Origin of the sequence: Corynebacterium ulcerans, from assembly GCF_000767685.1 — a bacterium.
Taxonomy (GTDB): Bacteria; Actinomycetota; Actinomycetes; order Mycobacteriales; family Mycobacteriaceae; genus Corynebacterium; species Corynebacterium ulcerans.
Genome location: NZ_CP009622.1, coordinates 1,725,697 through 1,752,486 on the forward strand (window position 1 = coordinate 1,725,697; position 26,790 = coordinate 1,752,486).

Annotated in this window: 26 protein-coding genes and 2 tRNA genes; 11 read left to right on the plus strand and 17 right to left on the minus strand. The window is 54.7% G+C overall.

The genetic code is table 11. The features are described 5' to 3' along the window. The first annotated feature begins 131 nt into the window (after positions 1-131). On the plus strand, positions 132-2,867 hold the full coding sequence (aceE, locus tag CULFRC11_RS07795) for a pyruvate dehydrogenase (acetyl-transferring), homodimeric type (RefSeq protein ID WP_013911953.1): 2,736 nt from the start codon (positions 132-134) through the stop codon (positions 2,865-2,867). 89 nt (positions 2,868-2,956) lie between these two features. Here aceE and CULFRC11_RS07800 read toward each other — a convergent pair whose 3' ends face one another. Next, positions 2,957-3,922: an alpha/beta fold hydrolase gene (locus CULFRC11_RS07800; RefSeq protein WP_031270461.1), complete on the minus strand. Its 966-nt coding sequence runs from the start codon at positions 3,920-3,922 to the stop codon at positions 2,957-2,959. A gap of 71 nt (positions 3,923-3,993) precedes the next feature. Between CULFRC11_RS07800 and CULFRC11_RS07805 the strand changes: the two genes are divergently transcribed. Together CULFRC11_RS07805 and CULFRC11_RS07810 are read left to right on the plus strand one after the other, a co-directional pair. Continuing rightward, positions 3,994-4,302 (plus strand): acyl carrier protein, encoded by a 309-nt coding sequence (locus CULFRC11_RS07805; RefSeq protein WP_023636049.1) that lies wholly within the window; start codon positions 3,994-3,996, stop codon positions 4,300-4,302. Next, a complete protein-coding gene (locus CULFRC11_RS07810; protein WP_023636050.1) occupies positions 4,299-5,120 on the plus strand; it encodes an HAD-IIA family hydrolase in 822 nt (273 codons plus the stop codon). Before CULFRC11_RS07805 ends, CULFRC11_RS07810 begins: the two co-directional genes overlap by 4 nt. A gap of 1 nt (position 5,121) precedes the next feature. Here the strand turns inward: CULFRC11_RS07810 and CULFRC11_RS07815 are convergent, their stop codons facing one another. The 4 genes from CULFRC11_RS07815 to CULFRC11_RS07830 all read right to left on the minus strand — a co-directional run bounded on the left by CULFRC11_RS07815 (position 5,122) and on the right by CULFRC11_RS07830 (position 7,433). Continuing rightward, positions 5,122-5,484, minus strand: coding sequence for a hypothetical protein (locus CULFRC11_RS07815; protein ID WP_014526065.1), 363 nt, complete (start codon positions 5,482-5,484; stop codon positions 5,122-5,124). A 177-nt stretch (positions 5,485-5,661) separates the two neighbouring features. Then, positions 5,662-6,471, minus strand: coding sequence for a serine hydrolase domain-containing protein (locus tag CULFRC11_RS07820; protein WP_023636051.1), 810 nt, complete (start codon positions 6,469-6,471; stop codon positions 5,662-5,664). Positions 6,472-6,476: 5 nt separating this feature from the next. Beyond that, complete coding sequence (locus tag CULFRC11_RS07825; RefSeq protein ID WP_046096151.1) at positions 6,477-7,196, minus strand: trimeric intracellular cation channel family protein; 720 nt, start codon at positions 7,194-7,196, stop codon at positions 6,477-6,479. Between the two features lie 163 nt (positions 7,197-7,359). Beyond that, a tRNA-Ile gene (locus CULFRC11_RS07830) sits at positions 7,360-7,433 on the minus strand. A 226-nt stretch (positions 7,434-7,659) separates the two neighbouring features. Between CULFRC11_RS07830 and CULFRC11_RS07835 the strand changes: the two genes are divergently transcribed. The 3 genes from CULFRC11_RS07835 (at position 7,660) to CULFRC11_RS07850 (ending at position 8,932) form a co-directional block, all read left to right on the plus strand. Continuing rightward, positions 7,660-7,732, plus strand: a tRNA-Asn gene (locus tag CULFRC11_RS07835). A 283-nt stretch (positions 7,733-8,015) separates the two neighbouring features. Further along, positions 8,016-8,258: a hypothetical protein gene (locus CULFRC11_RS07845; RefSeq protein WP_023636053.1), complete on the plus strand. Its 243-nt coding sequence runs from the start codon at positions 8,016-8,018 to the stop codon at positions 8,256-8,258. A gap of 92 nt (positions 8,259-8,350) precedes the next feature. Continuing rightward, a complete protein-coding gene (locus CULFRC11_RS07850; RefSeq protein WP_023636054.1) occupies positions 8,351-8,932 on the plus strand; it encodes a neocarzinostatin apoprotein domain-containing protein in 582 nt (193 codons plus the stop codon). Between the two features lie 62 nt (positions 8,933-8,994). On the opposite strand, the gene dnaG is transcribed toward CULFRC11_RS07850, so the two are convergent. Together dnaG and glmS are read right to left on the minus strand one after the other, a co-directional pair. Then, a complete protein-coding gene (dnaG, locus tag CULFRC11_RS07855; protein WP_031270463.1) occupies positions 8,995-10,911 on the minus strand; it encodes a DNA primase in 1,917 nt (638 codons plus the stop codon). A gap of 188 nt (positions 10,912-11,099) precedes the next feature. Beyond that, on the minus strand, positions 11,100-12,974 hold the full coding sequence (gene glmS, locus CULFRC11_RS07860; protein ID WP_031270464.1) for a glutamine--fructose-6-phosphate transaminase (isomerizing): 1,875 nt from the start codon (positions 12,972-12,974) through the stop codon (positions 11,100-11,102). Positions 12,975-13,124: 150 nt separating this feature from the next. Here glmS and CULFRC11_RS07865 point away from each other — a divergent pair, with 150 nt between their 5' ends. Next, positions 13,125-13,667 (plus strand): guanyl-specific ribonuclease, encoded by a 543-nt coding sequence (locus CULFRC11_RS07865; RefSeq protein ID WP_023636057.1) that lies wholly within the window; start codon positions 13,125-13,127, stop codon positions 13,665-13,667. Then, positions 13,657-13,914, plus strand: a complete 258-nt coding sequence (locus CULFRC11_RS07870) for a hypothetical protein (protein ID WP_031270465.1) — start codon at positions 13,657-13,659, stop codon at positions 13,912-13,914. The genes CULFRC11_RS07865 and CULFRC11_RS07870 overlap by 11 nt, the downstream gene beginning before the upstream one ends. Here CULFRC11_RS07870 and CULFRC11_RS07875 read toward each other — a convergent pair. Together CULFRC11_RS07875 and CULFRC11_RS07880 are read right to left on the minus strand one after the other, a co-directional pair. Then, positions 13,911-15,185, minus strand: coding sequence for a deoxyguanosinetriphosphate triphosphohydrolase (locus CULFRC11_RS07875; RefSeq protein ID WP_038620700.1), 1,275 nt, complete (start codon positions 15,183-15,185; stop codon positions 13,911-13,913). The two genes, CULFRC11_RS07870 and CULFRC11_RS07875, sit on opposite strands and share 4 nt — an antisense overlap. A gap of 2 nt (positions 15,186-15,187) precedes the next feature. Beyond that, entirely contained in the window at positions 15,188-15,958 is a 771-nt protein-coding gene (locus tag CULFRC11_RS07880) for a YdcF family protein (protein ID WP_031270467.1), read from the minus strand. A 179-nt stretch (positions 15,959-16,137) separates the two neighbouring features. On the opposite strand from CULFRC11_RS07880, the gene CULFRC11_RS07885 reads away from it, so the two are divergent. Then, positions 16,138-18,216: a TPM domain-containing protein gene (locus tag CULFRC11_RS07885; protein ID WP_038620702.1), complete on the plus strand. Its 2,079-nt coding sequence runs from the start codon at positions 16,138-16,140 to the stop codon at positions 18,214-18,216. Between the two features lie 47 nt (positions 18,217-18,263). On the opposite strand, the gene CULFRC11_RS07890 is transcribed toward CULFRC11_RS07885, so the two are convergent. Genes CULFRC11_RS07890 through CULFRC11_RS07900 form a run of 3 tightly spaced genes read right to left on the minus strand, consistent with a single transcriptional unit; the run spans position 18,264 to position 20,676 of the window. Further along, on the minus strand, positions 18,264-18,692 hold the full coding sequence (locus tag CULFRC11_RS07890; protein WP_023636062.1) for a hypothetical protein: 429 nt from the start codon (positions 18,690-18,692) through the stop codon (positions 18,264-18,266). Positions 18,693-18,712: 20 nt separating this feature from the next. Further along, the gene (locus CULFRC11_RS07895; protein ID WP_023636063.1) at positions 18,713-19,240 is read right to left on the minus strand and encodes a hypothetical protein; all 528 of its coding nucleotides are present in this window, start codon (positions 19,238-19,240) and stop codon (positions 18,713-18,715) included. A 50-nt stretch (positions 19,241-19,290) separates the two neighbouring features. After that, positions 19,291-20,676 carry a glycine--tRNA ligase gene (locus tag CULFRC11_RS07900; RefSeq protein ID WP_014836655.1) on the minus strand — a complete coding sequence of 462 codons (1,386 nt, stop codon included), beginning with the start codon at positions 20,674-20,676 and terminating at the stop codon, positions 19,291-19,293. Between the two features lie 470 nt (positions 20,677-21,146). On the opposite strand from CULFRC11_RS07900, the gene CULFRC11_RS07905 reads away from it, so the two are divergent. Both CULFRC11_RS07905 and CULFRC11_RS07910 read left to right on the plus strand, forming a co-directional pair. Further along, entirely contained in the window at positions 21,147-21,548 is a 402-nt protein-coding gene (locus tag CULFRC11_RS07905) for an ArsR/SmtB family transcription factor (protein ID WP_013911972.1), read from the plus strand. Between the two features lie 279 nt (positions 21,549-21,827). Next, positions 21,828-22,253, plus strand: coding sequence for a Fur family transcriptional regulator (locus tag CULFRC11_RS07910; RefSeq protein WP_023636065.1), 426 nt, complete (start codon positions 21,828-21,830; stop codon positions 22,251-22,253). A gap of 53 nt (positions 22,254-22,306) precedes the next feature. On the opposite strand, the gene CULFRC11_RS07915 is transcribed toward CULFRC11_RS07910, so the two are convergent. From CULFRC11_RS07915 to pdxY, 5 genes are all read right to left on the minus strand, one after another. Further along, positions 22,307-23,407: a VIT1/CCC1 transporter family protein gene (locus tag CULFRC11_RS07915; protein ID WP_023636066.1), complete on the minus strand. Its 1,101-nt coding sequence runs from the start codon at positions 23,405-23,407 to the stop codon at positions 22,307-22,309. Beyond that, positions 23,404-24,075, minus strand: a complete 672-nt coding sequence (locus CULFRC11_RS07920) for an isoprenyl transferase (RefSeq protein WP_230478293.1) — start codon at positions 24,073-24,075, stop codon at positions 23,404-23,406. Before CULFRC11_RS07920 ends, CULFRC11_RS07915 begins: the two co-directional genes overlap by 4 nt. Before the next feature lie 85 nt (positions 24,076-24,160). Continuing rightward, complete coding sequence (gene recO / locus CULFRC11_RS07925; RefSeq protein WP_013911976.1) at positions 24,161-24,889, minus strand: DNA repair protein RecO; 729 nt, start codon at positions 24,887-24,889, stop codon at positions 24,161-24,163. Beyond that, complete coding sequence (era, locus tag CULFRC11_RS07930) at positions 24,889-25,806, minus strand: GTPase Era (RefSeq protein WP_013911977.1); 918 nt, start codon at positions 25,804-25,806, stop codon at positions 24,889-24,891. Before era ends, recO begins: the two co-directional genes overlap by 1 nt. Before the next feature lie 97 nt (positions 25,807-25,903). Beyond that, positions 25,904-26,755 carry a pyridoxal kinase PdxY gene (gene pdxY, locus CULFRC11_RS07935; protein ID WP_031270469.1) on the minus strand — a complete coding sequence of 284 codons (852 nt, stop codon included), beginning with the start codon at positions 26,753-26,755 and terminating at the stop codon, positions 25,904-25,906. Positions 26,756-26,790: the final 35 nt, after the last annotated feature.

Below are 26,790 nucleotides of genomic sequence, written 5' to 3' on the forward strand. Positions count from 1 at the left end.
TCATGCTGGTTTTTCAGGAAAAACCTGATCGGTAAGGAGTAATTCCCCCCTAACACGTATCCTGTAGATCAAACCGTGTGTCGATGCATGACCCGCGCATCGGCGGATTTCTCTCTACTTGGAGGTGGCGAATGCCTGACCCAACCATTGGGAAGCGTCCTGAGGACACTAACTTCGCGTTGATTCGCGATGGTGTGGCTTCTTATCTGAACGACTCGGATCCCGAGGAAACCCGCGAGTGGCTCGAATCCCTCGACGGGATGCTGGAAGGATCCAGTCTCGAGCGAGCCCGCTTCCTGATGCTCCGTTTACTTGAGCGAGCATCTGCTCGTCGCGTGCCGTTACCCCCAATGACCTCGACGGATTACGTCAACACGATTCCTACCACTATGGAGCCAGAGTTCCCGGGTGATGAGGAAATCGAGAAGCGCTATCGTCGTTGGATTCGGTGGAACGCTGCGATCATGGTGCACCGCGCACAGCGCCCAGGGATCGGAGTAGGCGGACATATCTCCACCTACGCTGGCGCTGCACCACTCTACGAAGTGGGTATGAACCACTTCTTCCGTGGTAAAGATCACCCCGGCGGAGGCGACCACATCTTCTTCCAGGGACATGCTTCACCGGGCGTCTACGCCCGCGCATTCATGGAAGGTCGCCTCACCGAAGACGACCTTGATGGCTTCCGCCAAGAAGTTTCCCGCCCACAGGGGGGACTACCTTCCTACCCCCACCCGCACGGGATGGAAGATTTCTGGGAGTTCCCCACCGTGTCGATGGGCCTCGGCCCCATGGATGCTATTTACCAAGCGCGCTTCAACCGCTACTTGCATAACCGCGGCATCAAAGACACGTCTGAGCAACACGTCTGGGCCTTCCTCGGCGACGGCGAGATGGACGAGCCAGAGTCTCGTGGCCTCATCCAAATGGCCGCGCTGAATAACCTGGATAACCTCACGTTTGTTATCAACTGCAACCTGCAGCGTCTCGACGGCCCTGTCCGCGGCAACACCAAGATCATCCAGGAGCTCGAGTCCTTCTTCCGCGGCGCTGGTTGGTCAGTGATCAAGGTTGTGTGGGGCCGCGAGTGGGATCAGCTCTTCGAGGCCGACAAAGAAGGTGCTCTCGTTGATCTGATGAACACCACCTCCGACGGTGATTTCCAGACCTTCAAGGCTAACGACGGCGCATACGTCCGCGAGCACTTCTTCAACCGCGATCCTCGCACTGCCAAGCTCGTCGAAGACTGGACAGACGAGGAAATCTGGAACCTCCGCCGCGGCGGCCACGATTACCGCAAGATTTACGCTGCTTATAAGCGTGCGTTGGAGACCAAGGATCGCCCAACGGTCATTCTGGCCCACACGATTAAGGGCTACGGTCTTGGACACAACTTCGAGGGCCGCAACGCGACCCACCAGATGAAGAAGCTCACCCTCGACGATCTGAAGAAGTTCCGCGATAAGCAGGGCGTTCCGATCACCGACGAGCAGTTGGAAAAGGATCCGTACCTCCCGCCGTACTACCACCCAGGTGAGGATGCTCCGGAGATCAAGTACATGCTTGAGCAGCGTAAGCGGCTTGGAGGCTTTGTCCCTGAGCGTCGTGAGTCCTACACCCCTGTGGAGGTCCCACCGCTAGACAAGCTTCGCAGCCTGCGTAAGGGCTCCGGTAAACAGCAGGTGGCCACCACCATGGCTGTTGTTCGTGCGTTCAAGGAGCTCATGCGCGATCCTGAGCTAGGAAAGCGCATCGTCCCGATCATCCCTGATGAGGCCCGCACCTTTGGTATGGACTCCTGGTTCCCCACCATGAAGATCTACAACCCTCATGGTCAGAACTACGTGCCGGTTGATCACGATCTGATGCTCTCCTACCGCGAGGCAGCAGACGGACAGATCCTGCACGAGGGCATCAACGAGGCCGGTTCCACCGCAGCGTTTATCGCAACGGCGACCTCTTACGCCACCCATGGCCAGGTCATGATCCCGCTGTACATCTTCTACTCGATGTTCGGCTTCCAGCGCACTGGCGACTCCTTCTGGGCTGCAGGCGACCAGATGGCCCGTGGATTTATCCTCGGTGCTACTGCTGGCCGCACCACGCTCACCGGTGAAGGTCTCCAGCACATGGATGGACATTCCCAGATCATCGCGTCGACCAACCCCAGCGTGGTTTCCTATGATCCCGCATTCTCCTATGAGATCGCGCACCTGCTGCGTGAGGGCATCGACCGCATGTACGGCCCAGGCCGTGGCGAAAACGTCATGTACTACCTGACCATCTACAACGAGCCTATCTCTCAGCCTGCAGAGCCTGAGGATCTCGATGTAGAGGGCCTCCACAAGGGTATTTACCTATATGAGAAGGCTCAGGGTGGCGAGCATGAGGTTTCCTTGCTCGCTTCCGGTATCGGAATGCAGCAGGCGCTCCGTGCTCGGGATATTCTGCGCGATGAGTTCAACATTGGTGCGAATATCTTCTCCGTCACTTCCTGGGTTGAGCTGGCACGAGAAGGCCAGGAAAAGAACCGTCAAGCGCTGCGCCACCCGGAAACTGATCCAGGCGAGGCCTTCGCTACAACCCAGCTGAAGAAGGGCAACGGCCCTTACATAGCAGTCTCCGACTTTGCTACGGATCTCCAGGAGCAAATCCGCCGCTTTGTCCCAGGCCACTACACCACATTGGGTGCAGACGGTTTCGGCTTCTCTGATACCCGTCCGGCTGCCCGTCGTTTCTTCAACATCGACGCAGAGTCTGTTGTTGTGGCTACCCTCAACGCACTTGCACATGAGGGCAAGATTGATCGTTCTGTTGCAGCCGAGGCTGCGCAGCGCTTCCATCTCACTGACCCGACTAAGGCATAATCACACGTCCTTATCGCGTTAGGCCGGTGCCCGCACAGTATGTGCATGGCACCGGCCTTCGGTGTTTTCTAAGACTAGAGGCGTTGGGGTCAAGCTGTGGGCAGTTTCCCCACGGAGTGAGCGTGCTCGATCATCTGATCAATCGCCTTATTCACTATCGCAGGCTGCTCCAAAATGATCATGTGCCCGGTATCAGGCGCGACTTGCAGGCCAGCATCTGGCCACAGACTGACAATCCTTTGCGCCTGGCTGAGCGGGGTGACCGAATCTTTTTCTCCCACGATAACTACGCCTTCTATCCCGCTAAGGAGTCTCGCACCTTCCACTTCTTCATGCTCTTGCAGATCATCGAGGAACCCCACGAATGTGGAAAGAGGGGTCTCGTTAATCAGCTGAGCGTGAAAATCAATGACGCTAGGAGGCATAGGAGTTTGGAATACTGTTACTGCCAGCGTAGGAGCCACCAAAGCGGCTATAGATTCTCTGAGTGTGGCGGTTTCTGCCGGAGATGCCTCCACTGCGTTACGGATTTTCTCTGCCACGGGTAGCGCTAAGACCTGAGGCACCCCTTGGCTGGCAAAGGAGTCTACGGCTGTGGCTACCAAAACTAACCCTGCAGTATGCGTCCGAAATTCGGGATAGCGACGCAAGAAATTGATCGCCACCATTCCGCCGAGTGAGTGCCCCACTATCACAAGGGGCCCATTGGGCTTCACTGCTTCTAAAACGCGCGCTACGTCATCGGCAGCGCCGTCGAGAGTGCAATCTTCTACGGAGTATTCCCCCGTGCTCCCGTGTCCGCGTAAATCCATGAGAACGCAGCGGGCTTCATGTGCAACGTGGGCTACCTGCAGGTGCCACGCTGAGGCCGCCAATGTAAAGCCGTGGATAAAGATGACGGTGACGTCAGCATCCTCAGGCCCGTCTAGGTAATAACGGATTCTGCCGGTTTTGCGGGACTCGCTATAAAACCTTTCATGTGCTGTGCTGTGTTTCTTTGCGTGGGCAAGAGCTTGTCGACGCCGGCCCTTGCGCGTCAATCGAGGCAGTCGCATGCGTTTGAGCCTACGCCTGCGTAAAGTCGGAATTGTTCTTAGCCCCTCCCTCATCTCAAGGAGCTCTACCGGTGTCCTCGCTTCAAGACCAGCTTCTCAAGCTGCAAGACAGCACTTCCGATTCTTCTCAACCGGGTGCAAATGCTTCAACCAGGGAAAAAGTCATCGCGGTACTCGCGCTCTTAGGGGTAGAAAAAGAAAACGCAGATCCGTCTTCTCGCCTCGATTCCCTCGGAATAACCTCTCTCGACCGCATCGAACTTACTATTCGGGTAGAGGAACACTGTGGGTTCCGCACGACGGATACTGCGATTTTTGCGCTTGAAACGGTACAGGATCTCATCGATTATGCGGAACGCAAAGGAGAGCAACAGAAATGACCATTTCCTATCTCACAGACATGGACGGAGTCCTTATCAGGGAAGGTGAGATCATCCCTGGGGCAGATCGTTTCCTCAACAGCCTCATGGACAATGATATTAACTTCATGGTCCTCACCAATAACTCGATACACACGCCCCGTGATCTTTCCGCACGGCTGCGTCACATTGGTCTGAGCATCCCGCCCGAGCGCATCTGGACTTCTGCTAAGGCAACTGCCACGTTTCTGAGCAGCCAGGCTGGCGGGCACGACAAGGAAAGAACTGCCTATGTTGTGGGCGAATCTGGTTTAACTACTGAGTTGCACGATAATGGCTGGATACTTACCACTTCGCACCCAGATTTTGTTGTTTTGGGAGAAACCCGAACCTATTCCTTTGAGGCTATTACCACCGCAATCAATCTGATTTTGGAGGGTGCACGGTTTATCTGCACTAATCCAGATGTCACAGGCCCCGCACCTCAAGGAATTTTGCCGGCTACCGGAGCGGTAGCGCAGCTGATCACAGCTGCGACAGGCAAGGAGCCTTACTTCGTGGGGAAACCGAATCCCGTCATGATGCGTTCTGCGTTGAATAACATCGGTGCTCATTCCGAGAACACAGTGATGATCGGCGACAGGATGGACACAGACGTGCGCTGTGGACTTGAGGCGGGCATGCGCACAGTCCTCGTCCGCACAGGTATCTCTGACGATGCAGAGATCTCTAAGTATCCGTTCCGCCCCACTAAGGTCATAGACTCGATTGCAGACCTAACCGAGTCGTTCCTTGACCCCTTCGGCGACGGATATTACGTCTCTAGCGCAGAGGACTGATTTAAACGTATTCCCCGGCGCGCACGGACGTTCGGGGGTGCGTCGCAAAGCTTTTTGCCCCGTTGGCGTAAAAAATCTCGACATCGGCATAGAAGCCCTCATCCGTGGATAGCTGCACAAGGGCATCCCGAAGTTTCTCAAATTCTTCAGCCGTGCCGTTGAGCACCTCCCTGCAGTCGACTGCACGCGGATACAACGCATTGCGCCGCCAGGTCGTGCACCAAGCTGCGTTGAGCTCGTCCACGCCGGGTAACGCATCAATCGGTTCCGTCGCAATATTTTCTACCATCGCAGATTCCACGGTCAGCCGCCATTTTTTTGGCATTCCTTCCACGCGGAGAACCGCAAAAACCTGTTCTTGCATGAGCACCGTTTCACAACTCAACGTCGATACGTATCAACGTAAGACGGGTTTCGTCTTCCCCAACGACCCCGCGTGATGCTGCTCAATACGGCGATTTTCACGCATCACACGCCCCATGCTCAACTCTCAATAACTGGTTTATCCCCCGACACACAGCCCCATTTATTCAACATAAAGTTAAGGTTGAACCATGCGCCACACCGCATCGTTAGCCTGTGCCCAGGGCTCTTTAGCCCACGGACCAAAGGGACGATCCGTTAATGCGATCATCGCCACACCAGATCCGGGGACCAGCCACAGGTATGTCCCCGACTGACCAAAGTGTCCTACCGTAGTCGCCGGCATCTGAGCTCCCGTCCAATGCGGATCTTTCTTGCCCTTAATCTCAAACCCCAGCCCCCACGGACACGGTTTATACATGCCATACCCTGGAACGATGCCGTTGAGGTCCGGGAATTGAACACTAAAGGCCTCGGAAAGGGTCTCAGGGGCCAGCAATCGGGGGTTAAGAAGCTCGCGAGCAAAAGAGACGAGGTCGGATACCGACGACCTCCCCTCGTGTCCGGCAGACCCCCACAGCTGCGTTGAGCGCATCCCTAGGGGCTGAAAAACGGCTTCGTCGAGGTAATCCGCGAACGACATTCCGGATTCCGCTTCCACCGCCTGAGCCAAGAGCTCAAATCCATAAGACGAATAGATACGGCGGATTCCCACCGGCTTCACCGGATCGCCGGACTTAAAACCCACACCAGACGCATGTGCCAGCATATGGCGCACCGTCGCTCCCTCGGGTCCCAGCTCTTGATCCAGCTCAAAGACCCCTTCTTCCATGGCAATAAGGAAACCATAGGCAGACAGCAGTTTTGTCACACTTGCCAGCTCAAACACCCGAGTACAGTCCCCTGCCGTAACCAGGCGATCCCCCGAAATCACTGCACTCGCAACGTTATCCACCGGCCACGTGTCTACCAGCTGTTCTAGTTCCATACGTCCTATCCTAAGTCGAAGTCGCCCTCGATTTTTCGCTTTGAGCGCCGGCCGCGAATAAACCCACGACGCTCACTGCGCCGCACCAGCGCAGCCACCTGGGCAGCAGTCATATTAACCGGTGCCCACTCAGAATTTCGAAACAAAACCCATCCGCGCCAATACGCCACGATTGCCAGACCAGCGCCCAAGATCGGAGAAACCACCATCCCCAATGCATAAAAACCACAGTTGCTAAAGGTCACCATGCTTATCGACGCCACCAAAGCCGGCACTGCATACAGCGGGCCGCCGCCAAAAATACCCGGGACCTGCCCCGTACAAATATCCCTGATCATGCCTCCGCCCACGGCCGTCAAGACTCCCATAAAAACCGCGCTGGTAAGCGGCATATCAAAATTAAGAGCCTTGACCGCGCCAGTAACCGACCACACCCCCAGGACGATTGCATCGCCGTTGACCTTGAAAATTTCCCAAGCCCGTCCCTTGAAATTGATAACCAAGGCCAGCAGCGCACCCGCGATGGCCAACAAGAGATAACGAGAGTCCGCGATGGCCGCGGCTGTTCCTCGCTGCATGAGGACGTCGCGAAGCATACCGCCACCAAGGGCAGAAAATAACGCTAGAAAGACAAAGCCAACAGCATCATAGTCACGTTGACGAGCAATCGTGCCGCCAATAATCCCGTTGAGCACGACACCAATCAGGTCAAACGTGGCGTACATCGTCAAGATGTGGGGGTCAACCGTATTCACTTAGACATCATAACGAGCGCAGGTATCCGCGAGGAAAAGCGAAGCGCCTTCCCCACATACCTCTTCACATTCAACATAGATAGAACAAAAGCAGGTCAGGTGCTAAATAAATCGCACCTGACCTGCAACTTTGTGGGGCCACGGGGGCTCGAACCCCGGACCAACGGATTATGAGTCCGTAGCTCTAACCGACTGAGCTATAGCCCCAACCGACCTACTACCCTTTGGTCGCGACCATTATAAGCGGATGAAGTATAGAAAAGTCGAATCGAGCATTACCCCAATCAACTCCCATCAATCTCCGACATCATCCCGACTACTTATTAGAACTTCCACAGCACTCTCAAACTGGCATCTACCTGGCGATTTGTACCAATCTGCAAACCCCTATATAGTCTTTTCATGTCGCAAGGGAGACCTTGAAGACAGATAATCCTCCATAGCTCAATTGGCAGAGCATTCGACTGTTAATCGAAGGGTTACTGGTTCGAGTCCAGTTGGAGGAGCAAGATAAGCCGGATGGCGCAGCTGAGAAGCTGCGCCATCCGGCTTTTGTCATATTTAAGATCGCCAACCTCACCTTATTGTCGTTTTTGAGAACGCTAGGCCTGCCATGCCCAGCAAAACTCCAGGTCACCATTTCTAGCGTTCTCAAAGACATCTTCCCATCCCCCACGCTCTCCGCCATGGCAATCAACGTTTACCCTCAGAGTTCTTAGGTAGGGTGGACACCAAGCACTACATGCGATCAGTGTTCACGCTAAGACGAAGTGAGTAGGAAGAAAATCAATGATCCAATTTGTGGTTGGCGCAGCTGCCGGATATGTCTTTGGAACAAAAGCCGGCCGTAGGCGTTATGAGCAAATCAAAAAGGGCTATCAAGCTGCAGTTTCCTCGCCCGTGACCCAAAAAGCCGTGCAGGTAACCCGTAAAGCCATCGCTAATAAACTAGATCCGCAACCACGGATGAAAGAAGTAAAGAATTTAAAGCAAGCAGATGGATCAACCGTCCTGGAACCAGATCGCGACTAGCTCACCCCACTCATAGAAGTTTAGCCTATCCTTGATATAGACTGCGGTACTTGAAGCCCGCTCATAATCGAAACCGAAAGGTTAAAAGCCCTATGACTCGCAACTTCAAACGTTCCCTCACCGCAGCAGCAAGTGTCTTGCTGCTTGGCACTGCTCTTGCTGCCTGTTCACCACCGAACGAGAACGATTCGCAGAAGAAAGTCGACACGGCAACGTCAGCAGCTGCCCCGAAGTCGCAAGCTCACGATCATTCGACGGAAAGCGCTGCAGCATCTACTTCTGTGCAAGCTCCTGGCTCTGATCAGGAAGCCGCCATCGTGGCTTCCGCCACTCAGAACCTTGTTGAGGGACAAGAAATTACCCTCAATATCAGTGGACTTAACCCGCAAGCTGGCTACTATGCTGCCATCTGCAGCACAGCCACCCCTCACGGCTCCCCTGCCCCACTGTGCACTGGACAGCACTCCGACACAACCGCACAGGCATGGATTAAATCCGGCGGGATGGGCACTACCCCTCTCAATGCAGACGGAACAGCCACCGCCACTCTCCACGCAGCGTCTACCGGCCAAGGCGTAGATTGCAAGACAGATAAATGTGTGTTGAAGGTCTTTGGCGACCACACTGAGGGATTCCGCGACGTAGCCGAGGTTCCCGTCACGTTCGCTTCCTAAATCCCCTTCCTAGTAAAACCACGACATAAGCGTCGTTAAGCGCTTACGTCGTGGTTTTTCTTTTATTGGAAGACTCTTCTGAGCAACTCGCGACGCGACTGCTCTAAAGCCACCAGCTCAGCAAACATCGAGTTATACGTCACTTCGTCGTCACTGGGACGCATCCGCTGGAGCTTCCCTTTCAGTAGGGCAATCTGGTTTCCTACGCGTTGCTCTTGCAACCTGGACAGAGTCTTGTCTATGTGCTTGAGTAAACCGTTTTCCACTTCTTCTTCGGTTTCTATGTGAACCGGTTCCACGGCCAGCTCCGACACTAGCGATTTCCCCACGAGGTCATGAACGTGATCGGATACCGCAGCAAGCCACGCCGGCCCCTCACCTGTGTGCGCACACCCACCCGCTTGAGCAATAGCGGAATTGAGCGCCGCATACGCTTCATTGCTAAACGCGTCATCTGGGAGGTCGTCAAAGTGTTGACCGGCTACCTGTGGATACTGAAGTGCGAGTTTCAAGGCTTCTCGCTGCGGCCATAGCCGCGGGTCTTTACGGTCTGGCAGCACCATAAGTGTGGTGGCTACCCCCGCAGCCGGGTCGTTGTTCGCATCAAATCGGGTGGCTCGCTTTGGTTTCGGGGCATTCCTTGGGCGGCGCTCTGCAACGCGTACTTGCTGGAGAACCTCGTTAGGGTCGGGCCAGCCTACCCAGCCGGAGAGCAAGCGCGCATATTCGGTTTTGAGCGCTTGATCTTTGATATCCGCAACGATGGGCACTGCACGCCTTAGGGCTTGCAGTCGCCCTTCAACGGAGTCGAGGGAGTATCCGGCTATAAGCGTCCGAATGATGAACTCGAACATGGGGACCCGCTGGGCAACCAGGTCGCGCACTGCAGCATCCCCTTTGCGCAGGCGCAGATCGCACGGGTCCATGCCATCGGGGGCCACCGCCACATAGGACTGACCTGTGAACTTCTGATCGCCCTCAAACGCCCTCATGGCGGCCTTCTGCCCGGCTTCATCGCCGTCAAAGGTGTAGATGAGGGAGCCAGCAAAGTAGGAGTCATCGAGCATATAGCGCCGCAAAATTTGGAGGTGTTCCTCGCCAAAGGCCGTACCACATGCGGCAACAGCCGTAGTGATGCCAGCCGCGTGCATGGCCATCACATCGGTATAGCCTTCCACTACCACTGCTTGATGATTCTGCGCGATGTCTTTCTTAGCGTTATCCAAGCCGAAAAGAACCTTGGATTTTTTATACAGCAAGGTTTCGGGGGTGTTCATGTATTTGCCCAGCTTGTCGTCGTCGAAAAGCTTGCGCGCACCGAACCCAATGACGTCGCCAGAAACGCTCTTGATCGGCCACAACAAACGACGGTGAAACCTGTCGATTGGCCCACGTCGACCCATTGTGGACAACCCTGCAGCCTCAAGCTCTTTAAAATCAAAGCCTTTGCGCAGCAAATGTTTTGTAAGAATGTCCCAGCCATCGGGCGCGTAGCCGCATTCAAACGCATAAATATGCTGCTGAGAAAATCCTCGATCCAGCAGGAACTGACGCGCAGTGGCAGCCTCAGGAGTCTCTAATTGCTCCCGATAAAAGGCATGAGCCGCCTTATTAGCCTCGATGAGACGACGGCGTGTTCCTGGCTCTTCCCGGCGCGCCCCGGTAGTACCGCCCTGGTAATTGATCTGATAATGGATCTTCTCTGCGCAGGCTTCTACGGCCTCGGGGAAGGTGAGGTGTTCCATCTCCATGAGGAAGCTAAACACATCGCCTCCCTTGCCTGTGGAAAAGCAGTGGAAGTACCCGTGGTTGGGACGGACGTGGAAGGACGGAGTTTTTTCCTCTTTAAAGGGGGACAGACCTTTCAAAGAATCCGCTCCGGCTGGCTTGAGCTGCACATACTCCCCCACGATCTCTTCGATGGGCGTGCGCTCCCTGATCGCCTGAATATCACTGTCCGGTATCCGTCCCTTTGCCATAGCCACTACATTAGCGGTCTATCCAAATACGAAACCATCTGTGCAGTACAATGCCCAGCTCGAAAAGAATTTCGTAGCTGGGCAGAGACTGGCAGAGCTAGGCACAGGTGCCATAAGACCGACGGAGCACAGACCTCGTGCAGCCGAAATATCCCAACCGAAGCATTCCGGTGGGTTATCCCTCCGGTTTATTCCACGGTCACTGACTTGGCCAGGTTGCGCGGCTGATCTACGTCAAATCCCTTTGCCGCGGCAACTGCGCAAGCAAAAATCTGCAGAGGCACCGTGGCTAGCAGTGGCTGCATCAGGGTCGGTGACTGAGGGATGCGGATGATGTGGTTGGCGTAAGCCTCCACGGCGGTATCCCCTTCCTCTGCAATAACAATTGTGATTGCGCCACGTGCTCGAATCTCTTGGATATTGGAAACGATCTTCGCATGCAGGGAGTCGCGTCCCCGTGGGGAAGGAACAACTACAAAAACGGGCTGGCCTTCCTCGATAAGCGCGATAGGCCCGTGCTTGAGCTCGCCGGCAGCGAATCCCTCTGCGTGAAGGTATGCGAGTTCCTTCAGCTTGAGTGCACCTTCCAAAGCTACGGGGAAGCCCACATGTCGCCCGAGGAAGAGCACCGACTTCACGTCTTTCAGGTCTTGTGCCAGGGCTTTCACATCGTCTTCCTTCCCCAGCACCTCCTCGACCTTCTCTGGGATTGCGCGCAGCTCAGCCACCACTGCGTTGACTTCATCCGCAAACATATTGCCCCGCAGCTGCGCTAGGTACAGACCTAGGAGGTAGGTAGCGGTGATCTGCGCTAGGAAGGCCTTTGTGGAAGCCACTGCTATCTCGGGGCCCGCGTGGGTGTACAGCGAAGCGTCCGATTCTCTGGGGATGGATGATCCGTGGGTGTTACAGATCGCGATGACCTTGGCGCCTTGTTCCCGAGCATGGCGTACGGCCATGAGCGTATCCATTGTCTCACCAGACTGAGATAGCGCCACGACCAGTGTCTTTTCGTTAACAATCGGATCCCGGTAGCGGAACTCATGGGCCAATTCCACCTCGGTCGGAATGCGGCACCAATGCTCGATTGCGTAGCGTGCCACGTGTCCCGCGTATGCGGCGGTGCCGCAGGCGATAACGATAATCTTGTCTACACTGCGCAACAGCGACTCCTCGATGCGCACTTCATCGAGGGTGAGCTTGCCGTTTTCGTCGAAACGCCCCATGAGGGTATCGCGGATAGCTGCCGGCTGCTCGTGAATCTCCTTCTCCATGAAGAACTGGTAGCCGCCTTTTTCCGCTGCTGCCGCATCCCACTCCACGGTAAATGGATTGCCCTCTGCTGGGGTGCCGTTGAAGTCAGTAATCGCGTAGGAGTTCGGCGTGATGGTTACGATCTGATCGTTGTCCATCTCCACGGCATTCTTGGTGTAGTCGATGAAACCGGAGACATCCGACCCCAAGAAGTTCTCACCTTCGCCCAGGCCGATGACCAGCGGCGAGTTACGACGCGCAGCCACAATGCGATCAGGGCTATCAGCGTGGATAGCCAAAAGCGTGAACGCGCCTTCCAGACGTGTGCACGTCAGCTGCATCGCCCGGGTTAGGTCGCCCTGTGCATCGCCCGCCAGGATACTGCCCAACAACACTGCTGCTACTTCGGTGTCCGTATCCGAAACAAAGTTGTGTCCTTGCGCTACGAGCTCGCTTTTCAGCTCGGCGAAATTCTCAATGATTCCGTTGTGAACTACGGCCAATCGACCGTTGTCCACCACGTGCGGGTGAGCGTTCGCATCTGTTGGGCCACCGTGGGTCGCCCAACGAGTGTGTCCAATACCGAGCACGGAATCAGGCATTGGGCTCTTTTCCAGTTCCTGTTCTAGGGCAGAAACCTTGCCCGCTTTCTTGCGGAAGTTGATCTCCCCGTTTGCAAGGACCGCTACTCCCGCAGAATCGTACCCACGATATTCGAGCCGCCGCATCCCTTCAAGAACCACTTCAAGAGCATAATATTCACGCCCAGACGCACTGGGAGTGCCAACAAATCCTACGATTCCACACATGCGCCTCATGCTACCGCATCGCCGCTGGTAGCGACGTTTGCACTGTTCACAACAATTTTTCCCCGCTCTCTACGGCTGATAACGCAAAAGCGCGTAAAAGCTTGCCGACGCCTCCCGCAATCCGCTCCAGCAACATGACAGAATAAGTCCATGCCCGCTTCTTCACCGTCCCCTAAAAAAGCTCTTCCCACCGCGATCGCAGGGGTGCTCATCGCGATTGTTGCGGGAGCACTGGGATTAAATCTGTCCTCGCACGACTCCCCCGTGGGGAAAAACGACAGTAGTCACACCCCAGTGTCCACGTCTGCCGTGACGGCTTCTCAGACGCAAGAACACACAGCTGCCCCGACTAAAAAGCCCTCTAGTAAAAACACTTCTGTACCTGCTTCCGGTCTGAGCTCTTGTACCGTGGACTCGCTACCCAAGGAAGCTGAAGAAACCATCACCACAATTCTTTCGGGTGGGCCTTTCCCACACCCAGATAACGACGGCGTGAGATTTGGCAATTATGAAGGTCTTCTCCCTCGCCAATCTCGTAATTATTACCGCGAATACACAGTGGACACACCTGGTCTACGTCACCGTGGCGAACGCCGCGTTATCACCGGCGGTGGCTCCCCGCGCGACCCAGACACGTGGTACTACACCGACGATCACTACGAAAGCTTCTGCGAGATCCCTGATGCCGAATAATCACAACACCATTCGTGTTCATAACGTCCATTGCCGGAAGGCACTCTACGAGCAGGTGGCGTCTCAGCTGTACACGCTTGATCGTAAGCCGCCCCGCACTATCGACGCTTTTGTGGATATGCTGCGCGAATTCCACGTCACCCGAATCCATTGCGCCGGATGGCACATGCCCACAGATGAGGCGGCATCGCTCCTCGCAGCTTTGGTTTCTGAGCGCATCACCTTGGCCATCACCCAGGGAGCTTAACCAAAAAAGCCTGCAAGATCAGCGGATTGTTTAGCCATCCGTTCCAGCCTGGATTCGGTCATCGAAGCAATCTGATCAATAATCACGCGCTGCTGTTTAGCTGGGGTATTGGCCTCCTCCCACCAGGTCCGGAACATAGGGTCCAAAGCTCCGCATCCGCCGGCAGTTAAATACTCAAACACTCGATAGATACGCTCGCGTTGCCGGTCTTGCCGACTCAAGTGAGCGGGAGCATCCATCACATAGAGGACAGCGATTGTTTTAAGCAGAGTCACCTCCGCCATGACGTCGGCGGGGATAATGATTCTCCCAGTGCTGCGCCCTAAAGGATGCTGCTCAGTATTGCCGCTACGGGATGCTTCAATGACCGCTCCGATATAGCGCCCCACCAGCTCGGAGGTCATGGATTTAAGCGTGGTAAAGCCCTTGAGCGTTCCAGCGAAATCCGCAGCGGCAGCGACGACAGGAAGATCGCGTAGGCGGTCGGCGGCGTCGATAAGCGCGGCGGGGTCACCGCCAAATGCGCGCGCGCCTTTTTCCGCGAGCTCAGCAAGCTCTACAAAATCCCATAGCACGCTGAGGTTGACGCGACCAGAGACAATCCCATCCTCAACGTCATGTACCGAATAAGCGATGTCATCAGAAAAATCCATGGCTTGTGCTTCCACTGGAGGTGTCTGGTCGCTATGTCCGTGCCTAATCCAATCGAGGATCTCACGGTCTTCGTCATAACATCCGTATTTCCGATTAACGCTGCCGTCAGGATTGGTTTTTGTACGTGGATATTTGCAAGCGGCATCTAATGACGCACGAGTAAGGTTTAAGCCAAAAGATTCTCCCTGTGGAGACAAGATTTTGGGCTCAAGCTTGGTCAGAATTCTCAATGTTTGAGCATTTCCCTCAAATCCACCGCACTCCGTGGCTATCTCATTAAGCGCAGTCTCCCCGTTGTGTCCATACGGCGGGTGCCCGATGTCATGGGTAAGACCCGCCATCTCACAGAGATCGGGGTTGAGCCCCAGACCAGCCCCTATCCCCCGCGCAATCTGAGCGACTTCCAAAGAGTGAGTCAGACGAGTACGCGGAGTATCCCCATCTCGCGGTCCCACCACCTGAGTTTTATCCGCCAGGCGGCGCAGCGCAGCCGAATGCAACACTCGCGCACGATCTCGAGCAAAAGGCCCGCGCTCATCGTTGTGGTGCAGCATCTGACTTTTCTTGCCAGGCTCTACGCACCGACGAGCGGCATCTTCCAGCGAATACTCATACATCTTTATTTCTTCCGCGCTTCTTTTAAAAATCGAATCCTGGTGCGTCTCGACGGCCGCATTTTTGCTTGAAGGTCTCGCAACCTAGTCTCTACTTCAACTGCCACAGAACGACCGCACAATGCAGATACTGTCACCACCAGCAAGCCTCCGTTTTCATGAAGAAATGTAAGCCACCACGGCTTAGAAGGAAAGCGGGTAGGGCTGTACGGAGTCGGCGATGCAACTGCCTTCATCCCCTGTAATCGCGCAATAAGCTCAGATCGCAGCGCATGGTTGGGGTCCGTCACGATGAGAACGGGTTCTTTGACAACCTTTTGAACGGCTTTGAGGGAACTCCAGGTGTCATTACCGTGGGGAACTTCAACCAAAAGATCCGAATCGACGTGCGCCTTTAACAGATATTCACGCCCAACATGAGCTTCTGTAAAACGATCACCGGGCAGCTTCCCACCCACCGTAATCACCTTTTGTACTCGCGCTGTCGCCCATTGATCTGCGGCCCACTGTAAACGAGCCGCAAACTGCCGTGACGGCACACCATCGTATTGTGCTGTCCCAAGAACCACGATTGATCCAAAGCGCCCCCGCTTATTTTTTGGACGAATCCGGCCACGGATCACCATCGCAATCGACGGCAACGCCGCTACACCAAGAAGACACCCCAGCGAACACAACGCCTTTTTCTGCGAATGAGGACGCTGAGGATGCTGTGTTGCGTTACTGCCACCATGAATGCGGCGCAGGAAGCGCTTTCCCGGAAGTCTGGTGTTCATAGAACCTAGTCTGCCAAAAAGCTTGGGATGACCAACAGATCCACGCCAAAAATAGAAATATGGTCTTGGCACGAGGTCTTTCCATAATCTCTCTTCGCATCCCTCACCCTTTGGTTTTCTAGCTCGCAAGCCACGCGGTTCAGAGCACAATGTGAGCTAAGACGACTAAACTGGCTCTCATGCACACGCGCGTGAAAACCACTTGGGGTCCATCAGTCCGACGCTCCGCTGCAGCCGCCTGCGGCAGCGCTCTACTTTTAACGCCACTATTAGGGATAGGCTCGCTAGCGTTGATGACTCCACTAGCAGCCGCGGAACACGTTCACGTGCATGCTGAAGCGCCGCAAAAATATACCCAGCCAGTTACAGACACCACAGGAACCCTTACCAAGGCGCAGATGAAAGAAATCTCTGCTGCTATCTCTGACTTTCAAAAAGCTCATCGCAGGCAGATTAGGGTCGTCTTTGTTCATACCTTTGATGGCTTAACGCCTGAAGCATGGACTAAAAAAACAGTGAATTCTAGCGGCGGAGGCAATGTCGCTGTCTATGCGGTGGCTCTAGACAGCCGTGAGTTTGGGGTCAATGCTGGAGATCAGTGGCCTAAGAAGCCACTCGATAATATGTATAACGCTGCCTACGACAAGCTTCAGCAGCAAGATTGGGCGGGTTCCGCACTGGCGCTTATAGCCAATGCAAACAATACGTCGTCCGGTGCTAGTTCTAGCGGTGGCGTTTCCACAAACACCAGTGGACAATCAGCAGCGTGGCTCGGCGCCGGGGCCGTAGGTCTTGCCGGCGCAGGAGGCGGACTCTGGGTATGGTCACGGCGCAAGCGCAAGGCCGACGACCAAGCTGTTCTCGAGCAAGGACGCGCCATTGAACCAGGGGATGCCTCTAGCCTGTCCCAGCTTCCCACGCCGGCTCTTGAGACACTCGCGCACGAAGAACTGGTAAGTACCGATGAGTCGATCCAAAGAGGTAAAGAGGAACTCAGCATCGCGGTAGCTGAATTCGGCGCAGAGCGCACCAGAAGTTTTAACCGCGCTATGAATGAGTCCACCACCACGTTGCAACGAGCTTTCCAGCTCAAACACCAACTAGACACTGCATCCACCATTGATGAACTCGAGCGACGCTCCCTTTTGATCGAGATCATTTCCAGCTGTGGCACCGCCGATGCTGCACTCGATGCCGAAGCAGCTAATTTTGCAGAGCTGCGCAACCTCTTGGTCAATGCTCCCCAGCAGATCCTTAAACTCACGCAATCAACCGTTGATATACGTGCCCGCATCCCCGCCGCAGAGCAGACACTAAGCGAGCTAAAAGCGAAGTATTCTCCTGCAATGATCGCTTCGATCGAGCACAACGCCGAGATGGCTAAGGTCAGTGTCACCGAGGCAGAACGGTGCCTCGATGCTGCAGGTGAGATACAAAACCGTCCCGCCGGCGAGCAAAGCGGCATGGTGGATGCAATCCGGGGCGCCGAAAATGCTCTGGCTAATGCTGAGAAACTGATTGTCGCAATCGAACGCGCAGAGTCCACCATCATGACCGCCCAAACCGGACTCCCCGCACTGATCGCAGAAATCGACGCTGAGATTGCTGAGGCCACTCAGCTGCGCGAACAAGGCATGCAACAGGGCACCCAAGTAGACTGGGATTCTTTGGACAACGCCGTGACGCATGCGCGTGAGGCAGTGCGTCAAGCGCAATCCCAAGGCGCCACAGATCCCCTCGGCACGTGGTCCACGCTCACCGATGCAGACACCCATCTTGATGACCAGCTTGATATCGTCCGTAAGACCACGGCAGATCATGCACGACAGCTGCAGCTGTTCAACCAGCAATTCAGTGCTGCTTCTGCAAGCGTCCAGGCCGCGCAAGACTTCATTAGCACCCGTGGCCGAGTGATCGGCGCAGAAGCCCGCACAAAGCTTGCCGACGCCCAACGGCTCATCGCGCTCGCGCAGCAAGCACAGGGGCAGGATCTTCGCGCTGCCACGAGCCATGCTCGACAGGCTGGCGCCTCTGCGAGGTCTGCTCTCGAAAGAGCTCAACGCGATGTAGACCGCTACCAGCAGCGCAACAACAACAGTTCTGGCGGCACTGGCGCACTCGTCGCAGGAATGGTGCTTAATGAGATTCTTTCCAATGGACGCCGAGGCGGCTTTGGCGGCGGTTTTGGAGGCTTTGGTGGCGGGGGTGGCGGTTTCTCCGACGGAGGCGGCGGAGGCTTCCGTGGAGGCGCCTTCTAAGCACGCTACGTCTAGGGCCCACTCGTGATTTTTATTACGAGTGGGCCCTAGCTTCGCACCTCGCGTGGGGCGTCGATAAGCCTGCACGCGTAGCTTAAAAAGGCAAGGAATTCAGTAGGAAGCCGTTGTTCTACGGCAATCTGGCCGGTACCAGTACGCGAAAATGCGAGTGTCCCGATCGTCTCACCCGCACGGATTATCTTCCGATGAGTGCTTAGCGCTGACGACCGATCAAGACGATATAACGCTTCACCGCAGTGTGCTTTCAGCCTGTGCACACTCAGTCCTGCGTTTGTAAGCATGTATCTTTGGCCAGACGACGACTCCCCGCGTACCACTATCCCCGTGGGGAATCTTCGCTCTATGCTCACCTGAATCTGGGAATGTGCAAGCACCACGCGATCGTGGCGTACATGCGCAAGCGCCTCCCCGGTGTCGTCGAAAAGAACATCGTTCTTCCATAACGCTTTGTACATGGGGAAGCGCTTTTAGCTGATTAGAGGAGCGAGAGTAAAACCACGGGAATCAGCAGGATCAGGAAAGCGATAAGCATCAAAGTAAAGCTGCTTAACTTTGCCTCCAGAACCGTCCGCGTGACGAGGGAGAGGAAGGCCTTCTGATCGTTGGTCAAAGCGCTAGCTGGCTCGAACTCGGTATAGCTCTTCCGAACACCGTTGTTGCCCCCGGAGAACTGTCCTAGCTTGGTCTCCTCTGGATCTGCGTCTACATAGACCCAGTCGTTTTTGTCTTCATTGATTGCGCGCATTTTACGGCCAGCAGCATCAATATCGATAGCTTTGGCACGACCAAAGCCCTTTGGTGAAGCATCCGCTACAAAAGCGCTCCCGTCAGGCAACTGAGCTGTGATCTGCTGTTTCGATCGACTCACTACCCAGTCCACTCCGCGGACGTTCACATGCTCAGACTCACAGTTATCTGCGGGGAAGGTGGCTAGGGTGTTGTTGGCGTCGTCGAGAAGCTCTACGGTGCCTTTAGCCCGGTTTCCCCAAGCTGTGTAATCCATTGAACTCAATCCTTATAAGCGGTAGTGAACTGGGAATCTAAGAGATGAGGCTAGCAGCCAAGCAGACGAGCTGCGAGGTAGGACTCAAGCTGATCAAGGGCTACTCGCTCTTGGGACATCGTGTCACGCTCACGAACGGTCACCGCGTTGTCCTCAAGAGTGTCAAAGTCGACGGTAACGCAGAACGGGGTACCGATCTCGTCCTGACGACGATAGCGGCGTCCAATCGCTCCAGAGGTGTCATAATCAACATTCCAGAACTTACGCAGCTTGGCGGCAACGTCTTCCGCCACAGGCGTCAGCGTGTCTTTCTTAGACAACGGAAGAACCGCTACCTTCACCGGAGACAGACGCGGATCCAGCTTGAGCACTACGCGCTTATCGACGCCACCCTTAGCGTTGGGAGCTTCATCCTCGCAATATGCATCCACCAAGAAGGCCATCAACGCACGAGTCAGACCGAAGGAAGGCTCGATAACCCATGGGACATAACGCTCGCCGGTCGCTTGGTCGAAGTAGCTTAGATCCTCACCAGACTCCTTGATGTGGCAGCCAAGATCGTAATCTGTGCGATTTGCCACACCCATGAGCTCGCCCCAGGGGTTGCCCTGGAAGCCGAACTTATACTCCATGTCGATGGTGCCCTTGGAGTAGTGCGCACGCTCTTCTTCTGGCACGTCAAACTGACGCATATTCTCCGGGTTAATACCCAGGTCCACAAACCAATTCCAACAAGCCTCAACCCACTCACGGAACTTCTCGTCTGCTTGATCCTCTGGGACGAAATACTCGATCTCCATCTGCTCAAACTCACGAGTACGGAAGATAAAGTTGCCCGGAGTGATCTCATTGCGGAAGGACTTGCCCACCTGTGCAATGCCAAACGGCGGCTTCATGCGCGCGGTGGTCATCACATTCTTGAAGTTAACAAAGATGCCCTGTGCAGTCTCAGGACGCAGGTAGTGCAACCCCTGCTCATTGTCCACAGGCCCCAGGAAGGTCTTCATCAGACCAGAGAACATTTGCGGTTCAGTCCAGTTGCCGGGCTGCCCGGTCTCCGGGTCTGGCACGTCTGCCAAACCATTTTCTGGGGCATGTCCGTGCTTTGCCTCATAGGCTTCAAGCAAGTGGTCTGCGCGGTAGCGCTTGTGAGTGTGTAGAGACTCCACCAGAGGGTCAGTAAAGGTTGCAACGTGTCCGGATGCATTCCACACCTGACGCGGAAGAATGATGGAAGAGTCTAGACCGACCACATCCGCGCGCCCTTGCACAAAGGTGCGCCACCATTGCTTCTTAATGTTCTCCTTGAGCTCTGTGCCCAACGGACCGTAGTCCCATGCAGATCGCGTTCCACCGTAAATCTCACCACAGGGGTAAACGAGTCCACGTCGCTTACACAGATTGACGACGGTGTCGATGACATTGTTCTGAGCCACGAGGTTGAACAACTCCTTTAAATAGATCCTAGGCACAATGGCTTTGTACCCAGTACGGCTAGCCGGCATGGCTTATCGACGCTCAAAAACATCGATACTCCAACTAGTAAACCCTGAAAAAAACTCTCTATGCAACACCGTAGCCTCCCCCGCTCCTGCAATACGTTTTGCAGAACCATGCCAGGCTGCAAATCTGCGTCTTATTTTGAAGTTTCCGCCAGTCTGACCCATTTAATTCATCTCGCTCACGTCCAGTTTGATGCTCCCCTATGCAGCAAAAAATCGATTTGGTCAATCAACTGCACTACCCAATTAGGGTGAAGCAATTTAGGTTGGAAAAACAATGTGGCATAGTTGAACCATAGGTCGCATAACTGCTACATAGGTTTTTTCTGAGGTTTCGTTCATCACAATCCCCTCAAGATGAAACGAAAAAATCAGAATTGGAACATTAGGAAGGTTAGGCGGAAATGGACAGTAGCCCGCGGCTTTCCACTTTCATAGCTTCATCGTCGGATCAGATCAACGCGCAGACCCCTCGTGCCATTGGCGTAGGTCAGCCGTTTGATCCATCCCTCGATTACGTGGGAGTGGCATCGTTGTTTGGGTCCTTTGATTCACCTCTTCGTCTCCAGATTCTTGGACTCTTGGCGGAGCGCGATCATTTTGTATTCGAACTTGTGGATGCGCTTAAGTGCAGCCAGCCCTTGATTAGTCAACACTTACGAGTTTTGAAGAAATCAGGGTTAATTACTAGCGAGCGTCGTGGTCGTCAGATCATCTATCGCTTGCTTCAACCTGAAGCCATGCTCATTGTGGAACAAACGCTTAGGCTTTTTGAAAAAATAGCCATTGATAAGCAGTCGGCGTAGCAAACCGACGACTAAAGCCAGTCTAAGGTCCTTCTTTAAGGGCCTTAGACTGGCTTTTTTCATTAGTGCACGAATATGAAAGATCCCCCACATGGACTATATTGTCATTAGGAGGAAAAATTCACAGCTTATTGACAACGCCAATGCAGCCAGCAGGCATTTCCAGTCCTTAATATGTGCCCTGGCTGTCCTCCCACAACTGCCACACCACCCGCGGGTGCATGACCAAAAGCATTCCGCTTTTCGCTCTCGGTTCTTACCGAGAAAGGAAGACAAGACATGAATCGCACTATCGACCGAAATGTGCCCAAGCTAGGGGTACGTAGTACTCGCCAACGGACCGCCGTTGTCAGCGTCCTTAAAGACCTTGACTACTTCGCCTCAGCCAAAGCCATTCACCAAGAGCTTACAAAGCGAGACCTCAAAGTTGGCCTTACCACGGTCTACCGCACGCTCCAATCACTTTCAGACATTGAAGCTGTCGACGTCCTCCATATGTCCAACGGCGAGACCCTATACCGTCATTGTCTCAGCAACGACCACCATCATCACCTGGTGTGTGCGCATTGCGGCAAAACCGTAGAAATTGACGGAGGCCCCGTGGAGAAATGGGCCAAAGAGATCGCGGCCGCTCACGGATTTGAGCTCACAGGACATGATGCAGAAATCTACGGACTCTGCCAGAAATGCAAGCTCAGCGCTTAATAAGATACAAAAAGCGACCCCATAATCTGGATTATGGGGTCGCTTTTGGCGTTTTAGCCTAAGGCCACACCGAAAAGCTTTCCTAAAGCGTAAGTAACGGCTGCTGCGATAAAACCAACCGCCAGCTGCCTCAATGCTCGCTTCAGTGGCGGTTTCCCGGACAAAATCCCAGTAATACCACCGGTTGCCATCAACGCGATTCCCACCAGTATCAAGGCAGTTATACCTGCTGCTGCGCTGGATAGACCAAAGAAAAATGGCACAATCGGCACCAAAGCTCCCGCTCCGAAGCATAGGAAACTAGATACCGCCGCGGACCATGCCCCATTGTTTGAGAGATCCTTGGAGTCATGCAGTTCGCCAAAATATTTTTCTGGCACGTTTCCTGTATTTCCTTGGGCTTCTAGCACCCTGAATACCTCGGAAGCCTTATTTTCTGCTTCTTCATGGTTCATGCCTCTCGCCCTATAAACGAGGGCTAATTCATTAGCATCCACGTCAAGCTGCGGAATAACTGATTTGGTTCCGGGATGCGGCGAGGAGGCGTCGAGAAGCTCGTTTTGACTCTTCACTGAGATATATTCGCCGGCACCCATCGACAAAGCACCAGATAATAGGCCAGATATTCCAGTAAGCAACACAATATGTGAGCTCACCCCTGAGGCCATCACGCCAAGAACGAGAGCCAGATTAGAGACAAGTCCATCATTGGCTCCGAAAATTGCGGCACGGAAATTGCCACTCATCTGCTCCCGGCCACGAGCTGCCAAACCCCGCACAATCTCAGCATGAATCGCTTCATCGGCTTTCATCTGCGCTGTGGCGTCCTCATCATCTGCGTAGGGGCTTCGTTGCTCTGCAGATTGCATCAAAGCAAGCGCAAATACCGAGCCGAAATGCTCCGCAAGAAAAGCCAAAGTCCGCGTTGAACGATCTGGGCGCTGCGGCATGCCGACGTCATCCCCCAGCAAATCACGCCAATGTTGCTCATGCCGAGCCTCTGCCTCAGCGATAGAAAGAAGAATCTCTCGTTCCTCACCGTCTTTTCTTTTGGCAAGCTCACGATACACAGCTGCCTCGGCACGCTCATTGGCCAAATATTGGCGCCATTTTCTCAGCTGCTTAGCCGTAGGCTGCGTGGAGTCGATTGTCACTTGGTTCCTCCAAACCGACGGTCCCTGCGGGCGTATTCCTCCACAGCACAATACAGGTCATTCGCCGTGTAGTCCGGGAATAATTTATTTTGATAAACCATCTCGGCATAAGCCGACTGCCAGAGCAGGAAATTCGAGGTGCGCTTTTCTCCCGAAGGTCGCAAAAAAAGATCAACGTCGGGCATATCTGGCTCGTCGAGAAACTGCGAGAATGTTGCTTCCGTAATATCTTGTGGTCGCAACTCCCCGTGGGCAGCGAGCCTCGCAATCTCCCTGGCTGCATCCACGATTTCCGCGCGACCGCCGTAATTAACACACATCGCGAGCGTCATATTCGTGTTGTTCTTGGTCAGCTCTTCTGCCGATTCCAGTTCTTTGATCACACTGCGCCACAGACGCGGACGACGCCCCGCCCATCGGATCCGCACCCCAAGCTCATGCAACCTTTCTTTTTGCCGCTGCAGAACATCCCGGTTAAATCCCATGAGGAAGCGCACCTCATCTGTGGAACGCCGCCAATTCTCTGTAGAAAATGCATACGCCGATAGGTAGGGAACCCCCATGGCAAGGCAGGCCTCGACCATCTCCAGCAAGACGGCTTCACCCCGCTTGTGCCCCTCAGTTCGTTTCAAACCCCGCTGGGTAGCCCAGCGCCCATTGCCATCCATGACAAGAGCAATGTGACGAGGAAGAAATTCCGCAGGAATATTTGGCGGCGCAGGTAGCTGATTCACGGCCTATATTCTGCCATCATCAGACCTGATCCAAAACATTGAGGCTTGCCAACCCTCGCTCAAGGTGAAAATAAAGATACGAACGCACAAGCCGATGCGCCTGGAGAAACCTCTCCTGATTCCCCACGGAAAGGGCCGATTCCCGGAATCCCCCAGCCATCAGCCACATCATATGCAGCGTCTCAGGATCAACTTCCACGGCTCCCGGCGGCCTGCAGTGCACACATACGGCACCCCCGGCGACAGGGTGAAAAGCATGATGAGGGCCGGAGGCCCCGCACTGAGCGCAGTCGAAAAGGCTAGGTGCCCATCCAGCGAAGTTCATGGCCTGCAGCAAGAAGGCATCTAAGTCATACAGCGGTTGTTCTGTGGTCTGCAGGCCTCGCAATGCTTCCACTGCAAGGTCAAAGAGCTGGGGCTCCGCCCCGATGGACATCTTTTCCACGGATTCTAAGACAACACAGGCTGCGGCGTAGCGGGTGGGGTCGTCGATAAGCTGCGAGCCAAAGTATGCCACGGTATCCGCTGAGGTAATCGAATCGAGCGTTCTTCCGACATAGAGTTGAACATCAAGCTCGACAAAAGGCTGTAAGCGCGAGCCGAAACGACTTTTCGCCCGTCGCACTCCTTTGGCTACGGCGCGGACAATGCCTCGGCCACGGGTGAGGAGGACAACGATGCGGTCGGCCTCCCCAAAATCGTAAGTACGAACCACCAAGGCCCGTTCCCGATAGCTGTCTCGGCGCACTAGAAGCCTAGTCGTCCCAACTGCTTGGGGTCTTGCTGCCAATTCTTTAAGACCTTGATGCGCAGATCAAGGAAGACGTTCTGTCCCAGAATCTTGATGACTTCCGGTCGAGCGTTATGGATAATGCGACCGAGTCGTCGTCCATCTTTACCAATGATGATCGACTTTTGTCCTGGCCTTTCCACATAAATCACTGCATGGACGTCTAAGACATCCTCGCGTTCCTCATTGGGCAGAATCTCATCTATCTGAACGGCAACAGAGTGCGGAAGCTCATCCTTGAGGCCTGCAAGAGCCGCTTCGCGGATAAGCTCCGCGATGCGGGTCTCTGTGTCATCATCAGTCACATGGTCATCTGGATAGAACTTTGGGCCTTCAGGTAGTAGCCCTGTGATGACATCGAGAAGCACATCGCGTTGCTCGCCTGTGACGGCCGAGACTGGGACGACCTCGCTCTCCCCTCCCAGCAGCTCGTGAAGCGCCATCAGCTGCACCGCGACCTGGTCTCTGGACACTTTGTCTGCCTTTGTGACAATGCCCAAGATCGGAGTCTTGGGGGCAACCTTTTTCACGGCGTCAAGGATCCAACGATCACCCGGACCGATTTTCTCATCGGCTGGAATGGTCAAGCCGATTAAATCCATATCGGCATAGGTGTCCTTGACCACCTCATTAAGGCGTTCACCGAGGAGAGTCCGGGGTCGGTGCAAACCTGGGGTATCCACCACGATGATCTGTGCGTCGGGGCGATGCACAATACCGCGGATAGGATGGCGGGTGGTCTCTGGCTGGTTAGCCGTAATCGCGATTTTCTCGCCGACCAGAGCGTTGGTCAACGTCGACTTGCCTGTGTTAGGTCGGCCAACAAAGCTGATGAATCCCGAACGGAATCCTTCGGGGGTCTCGGTGAAACTCACCTGTCTCCTTCTACGTGGGGAAATCCAAAGTTAATCTCTCCCCATAGTAAGCCATGGGGCAAGCGTTCTTACACTACGCGGCGCAATTCCCCACGAGTTATCCGACTTGTTCCACAGTGAACTGCATCCGAGGGTTCGCATAAGCCTCTTGAGCCTCAATCAACTGCAGCTCGCGTGAGCCTGAGCGATAGGTGGTCTCAATAAGATCAAAAACAGACGATGCGGTGCGGGCTAATGCCGAGGCAGCGTCATGATCTCGGATGTAGTGACCTGTGAATAATGCAGCGGTGACGTCACCTGAACCATTGCGTTTGAAGTCCAGGAATGGGGTCTGAACGAGCCACGCACCTTTGTCGTCGACAGCGAGCATCTCGATGGCGTCGGCAGGAGTTTCCGGCCTGCGCACCGAGGTCACCAAGACGGTGTTTGGCCCCATGTCTCGAGCGGCTGCAACGGCTTCTAGCGTGGAGTCCAGGTCATGTGCGGGGACCTTGGTGAGGTACTCCAACTCGAATTGGTTGGGGGTAATGATGTCTGCGACGGGTACTACACGGTCGCGCAGAAGTGGCGGGATGAGCTCTGAAACAAAGCAACCCGATTTGGCATTTCCCATCACAGGATCACACGCATAGAGAGCATCGGGGTTTGCTGCTTTAATCTGTGCAACGGTGTCAATGATCACGTCTGCGATATCTGAGCCACCTTGGTAGCCAGAGAGCACCGCATCAATGTGGGGAAAAGCCCCACGGGCGGCGACGCCATCGATCACGCTTTTAGCCTGTGACGCAGGGATCAGTTCGCCTCCCCATTCGCCGTAGCCAGTGTGATTGGAAAAGTTCACCGTGTGGACGGGCCAGACTTCGTGACCGATGCGCTGTAGCGGGAAAACGGCGGCCGAGTTCCCCACGTGGCCGTACGAGACATGAGACTGAATGGAGAGGATATTCATGTGTTTAATCATGCGCGTAGCGCAACAGATTACAA

Bases quoted from the DNA above. Each gene is read 5' to 3' on its own strand.
- aceE (WP_013911953.1), top strand. From the start codon at position 132: ATGCCTGACCCAACCATTGGGAAGCGTCCTGAGGACACTAACTTCGCG.
- CULFRC11_RS07800 (WP_031270461.1), bottom strand. From the start codon at position 3,922: ATGCGACTGCCTCGATTGACGCGCAAGGGCCGGCGTCGACAAGCTCTT.
- CULFRC11_RS07810 (WP_023636050.1), top strand. From the start codon at position 4,299: ATGACCATTTCCTATCTCACAGACATGGACGGAGTCCTTATCAGGGAA.
- CULFRC11_RS07815 (WP_014526065.1), bottom strand. From the start codon at position 5,484: ATGCAAGAACAGGTTTTTGCGGTTCTCCGCGTGGAAGGAATGCCAAAA.
- CULFRC11_RS07820 (WP_023636051.1), bottom strand. From the start codon at position 6,471: ATGGAACTAGAACAGCTGGTAGACACGTGGCCGGTGGATAACGTTGCG.
- CULFRC11_RS07825 (WP_046096151.1), bottom strand. From the start codon at position 7,196: ATGTACGCCACGTTTGACCTGATTGGTGTCGTGCTCAACGGGATTATT.
- CULFRC11_RS07845 (WP_023636053.1), top strand. From the start codon at position 8,016: ATGATCCAATTTGTGGTTGGCGCAGCTGCCGGATATGTCTTTGGAACA.
- CULFRC11_RS07850 (WP_023636054.1), top strand. From the start codon at position 8,351: ATGACTCGCAACTTCAAACGTTCCCTCACCGCAGCAGCAAGTGTCTTG.
- dnaG (WP_031270463.1), bottom strand. From the start codon at position 10,911: ATGGCAAAGGGACGGATACCGGACAGTGATATTCAGGCGATCAGGGAG.
- glmS (WP_031270464.1), bottom strand. From the start codon at position 12,974: ATGTGTGGAATCGTAGGATTTGTTGGCACTCCCAGTGCGTCTGGGCGT.
- CULFRC11_RS07865 (WP_023636057.1), top strand. From the start codon at position 13,125: ATGCCCGCTTCTTCACCGTCCCCTAAAAAAGCTCTTCCCACCGCGATC.
- CULFRC11_RS07870 (WP_031270465.1), top strand. From the start codon at position 13,657: ATGCCGAATAATCACAACACCATTCGTGTTCATAACGTCCATTGCCGG.
- CULFRC11_RS07875 (WP_038620700.1), bottom strand. From the start codon at position 15,185: ATGTATGAGTATTCGCTGGAAGATGCCGCTCGTCGGTGCGTAGAGCCT.
- CULFRC11_RS07880 (WP_031270467.1), bottom strand. From the start codon at position 15,958: ATGAACACCAGACTTCCGGGAAAGCGCTTCCTGCGCCGCATTCATGGT.
- CULFRC11_RS07885 (WP_038620702.1), top strand. From the start codon at position 16,138: ATGCACACGCGCGTGAAAACCACTTGGGGTCCATCAGTCCGACGCTCC.
- CULFRC11_RS07890 (WP_023636062.1), bottom strand. From the start codon at position 18,692: ATGTACAAAGCGTTATGGAAGAACGATGTTCTTTTCGACGACACCGGG.
- CULFRC11_RS07895 (WP_023636063.1), bottom strand. From the start codon at position 19,240: ATGGATTACACAGCTTGGGGAAACCGGGCTAAAGGCACCGTAGAGCTT.
- CULFRC11_RS07905 (WP_013911972.1), top strand. From the start codon at position 21,147: ATGGACAGTAGCCCGCGGCTTTCCACTTTCATAGCTTCATCGTCGGAT.
- CULFRC11_RS07910 (WP_023636065.1), top strand. From the start codon at position 21,828: ATGAATCGCACTATCGACCGAAATGTGCCCAAGCTAGGGGTACGTAGT.
- CULFRC11_RS07920 (WP_230478293.1), bottom strand. From the start codon at position 24,075: ATGGATGGCAATGGGCGCTGGGCTACCCAGCGGGGTTTGAAACGAACT.
- pdxY (WP_031270469.1), bottom strand. From the start codon at position 26,755: ATGAATATCCTCTCCATTCAGTCTCATGTCTCGTACGGCCACGTGGGG.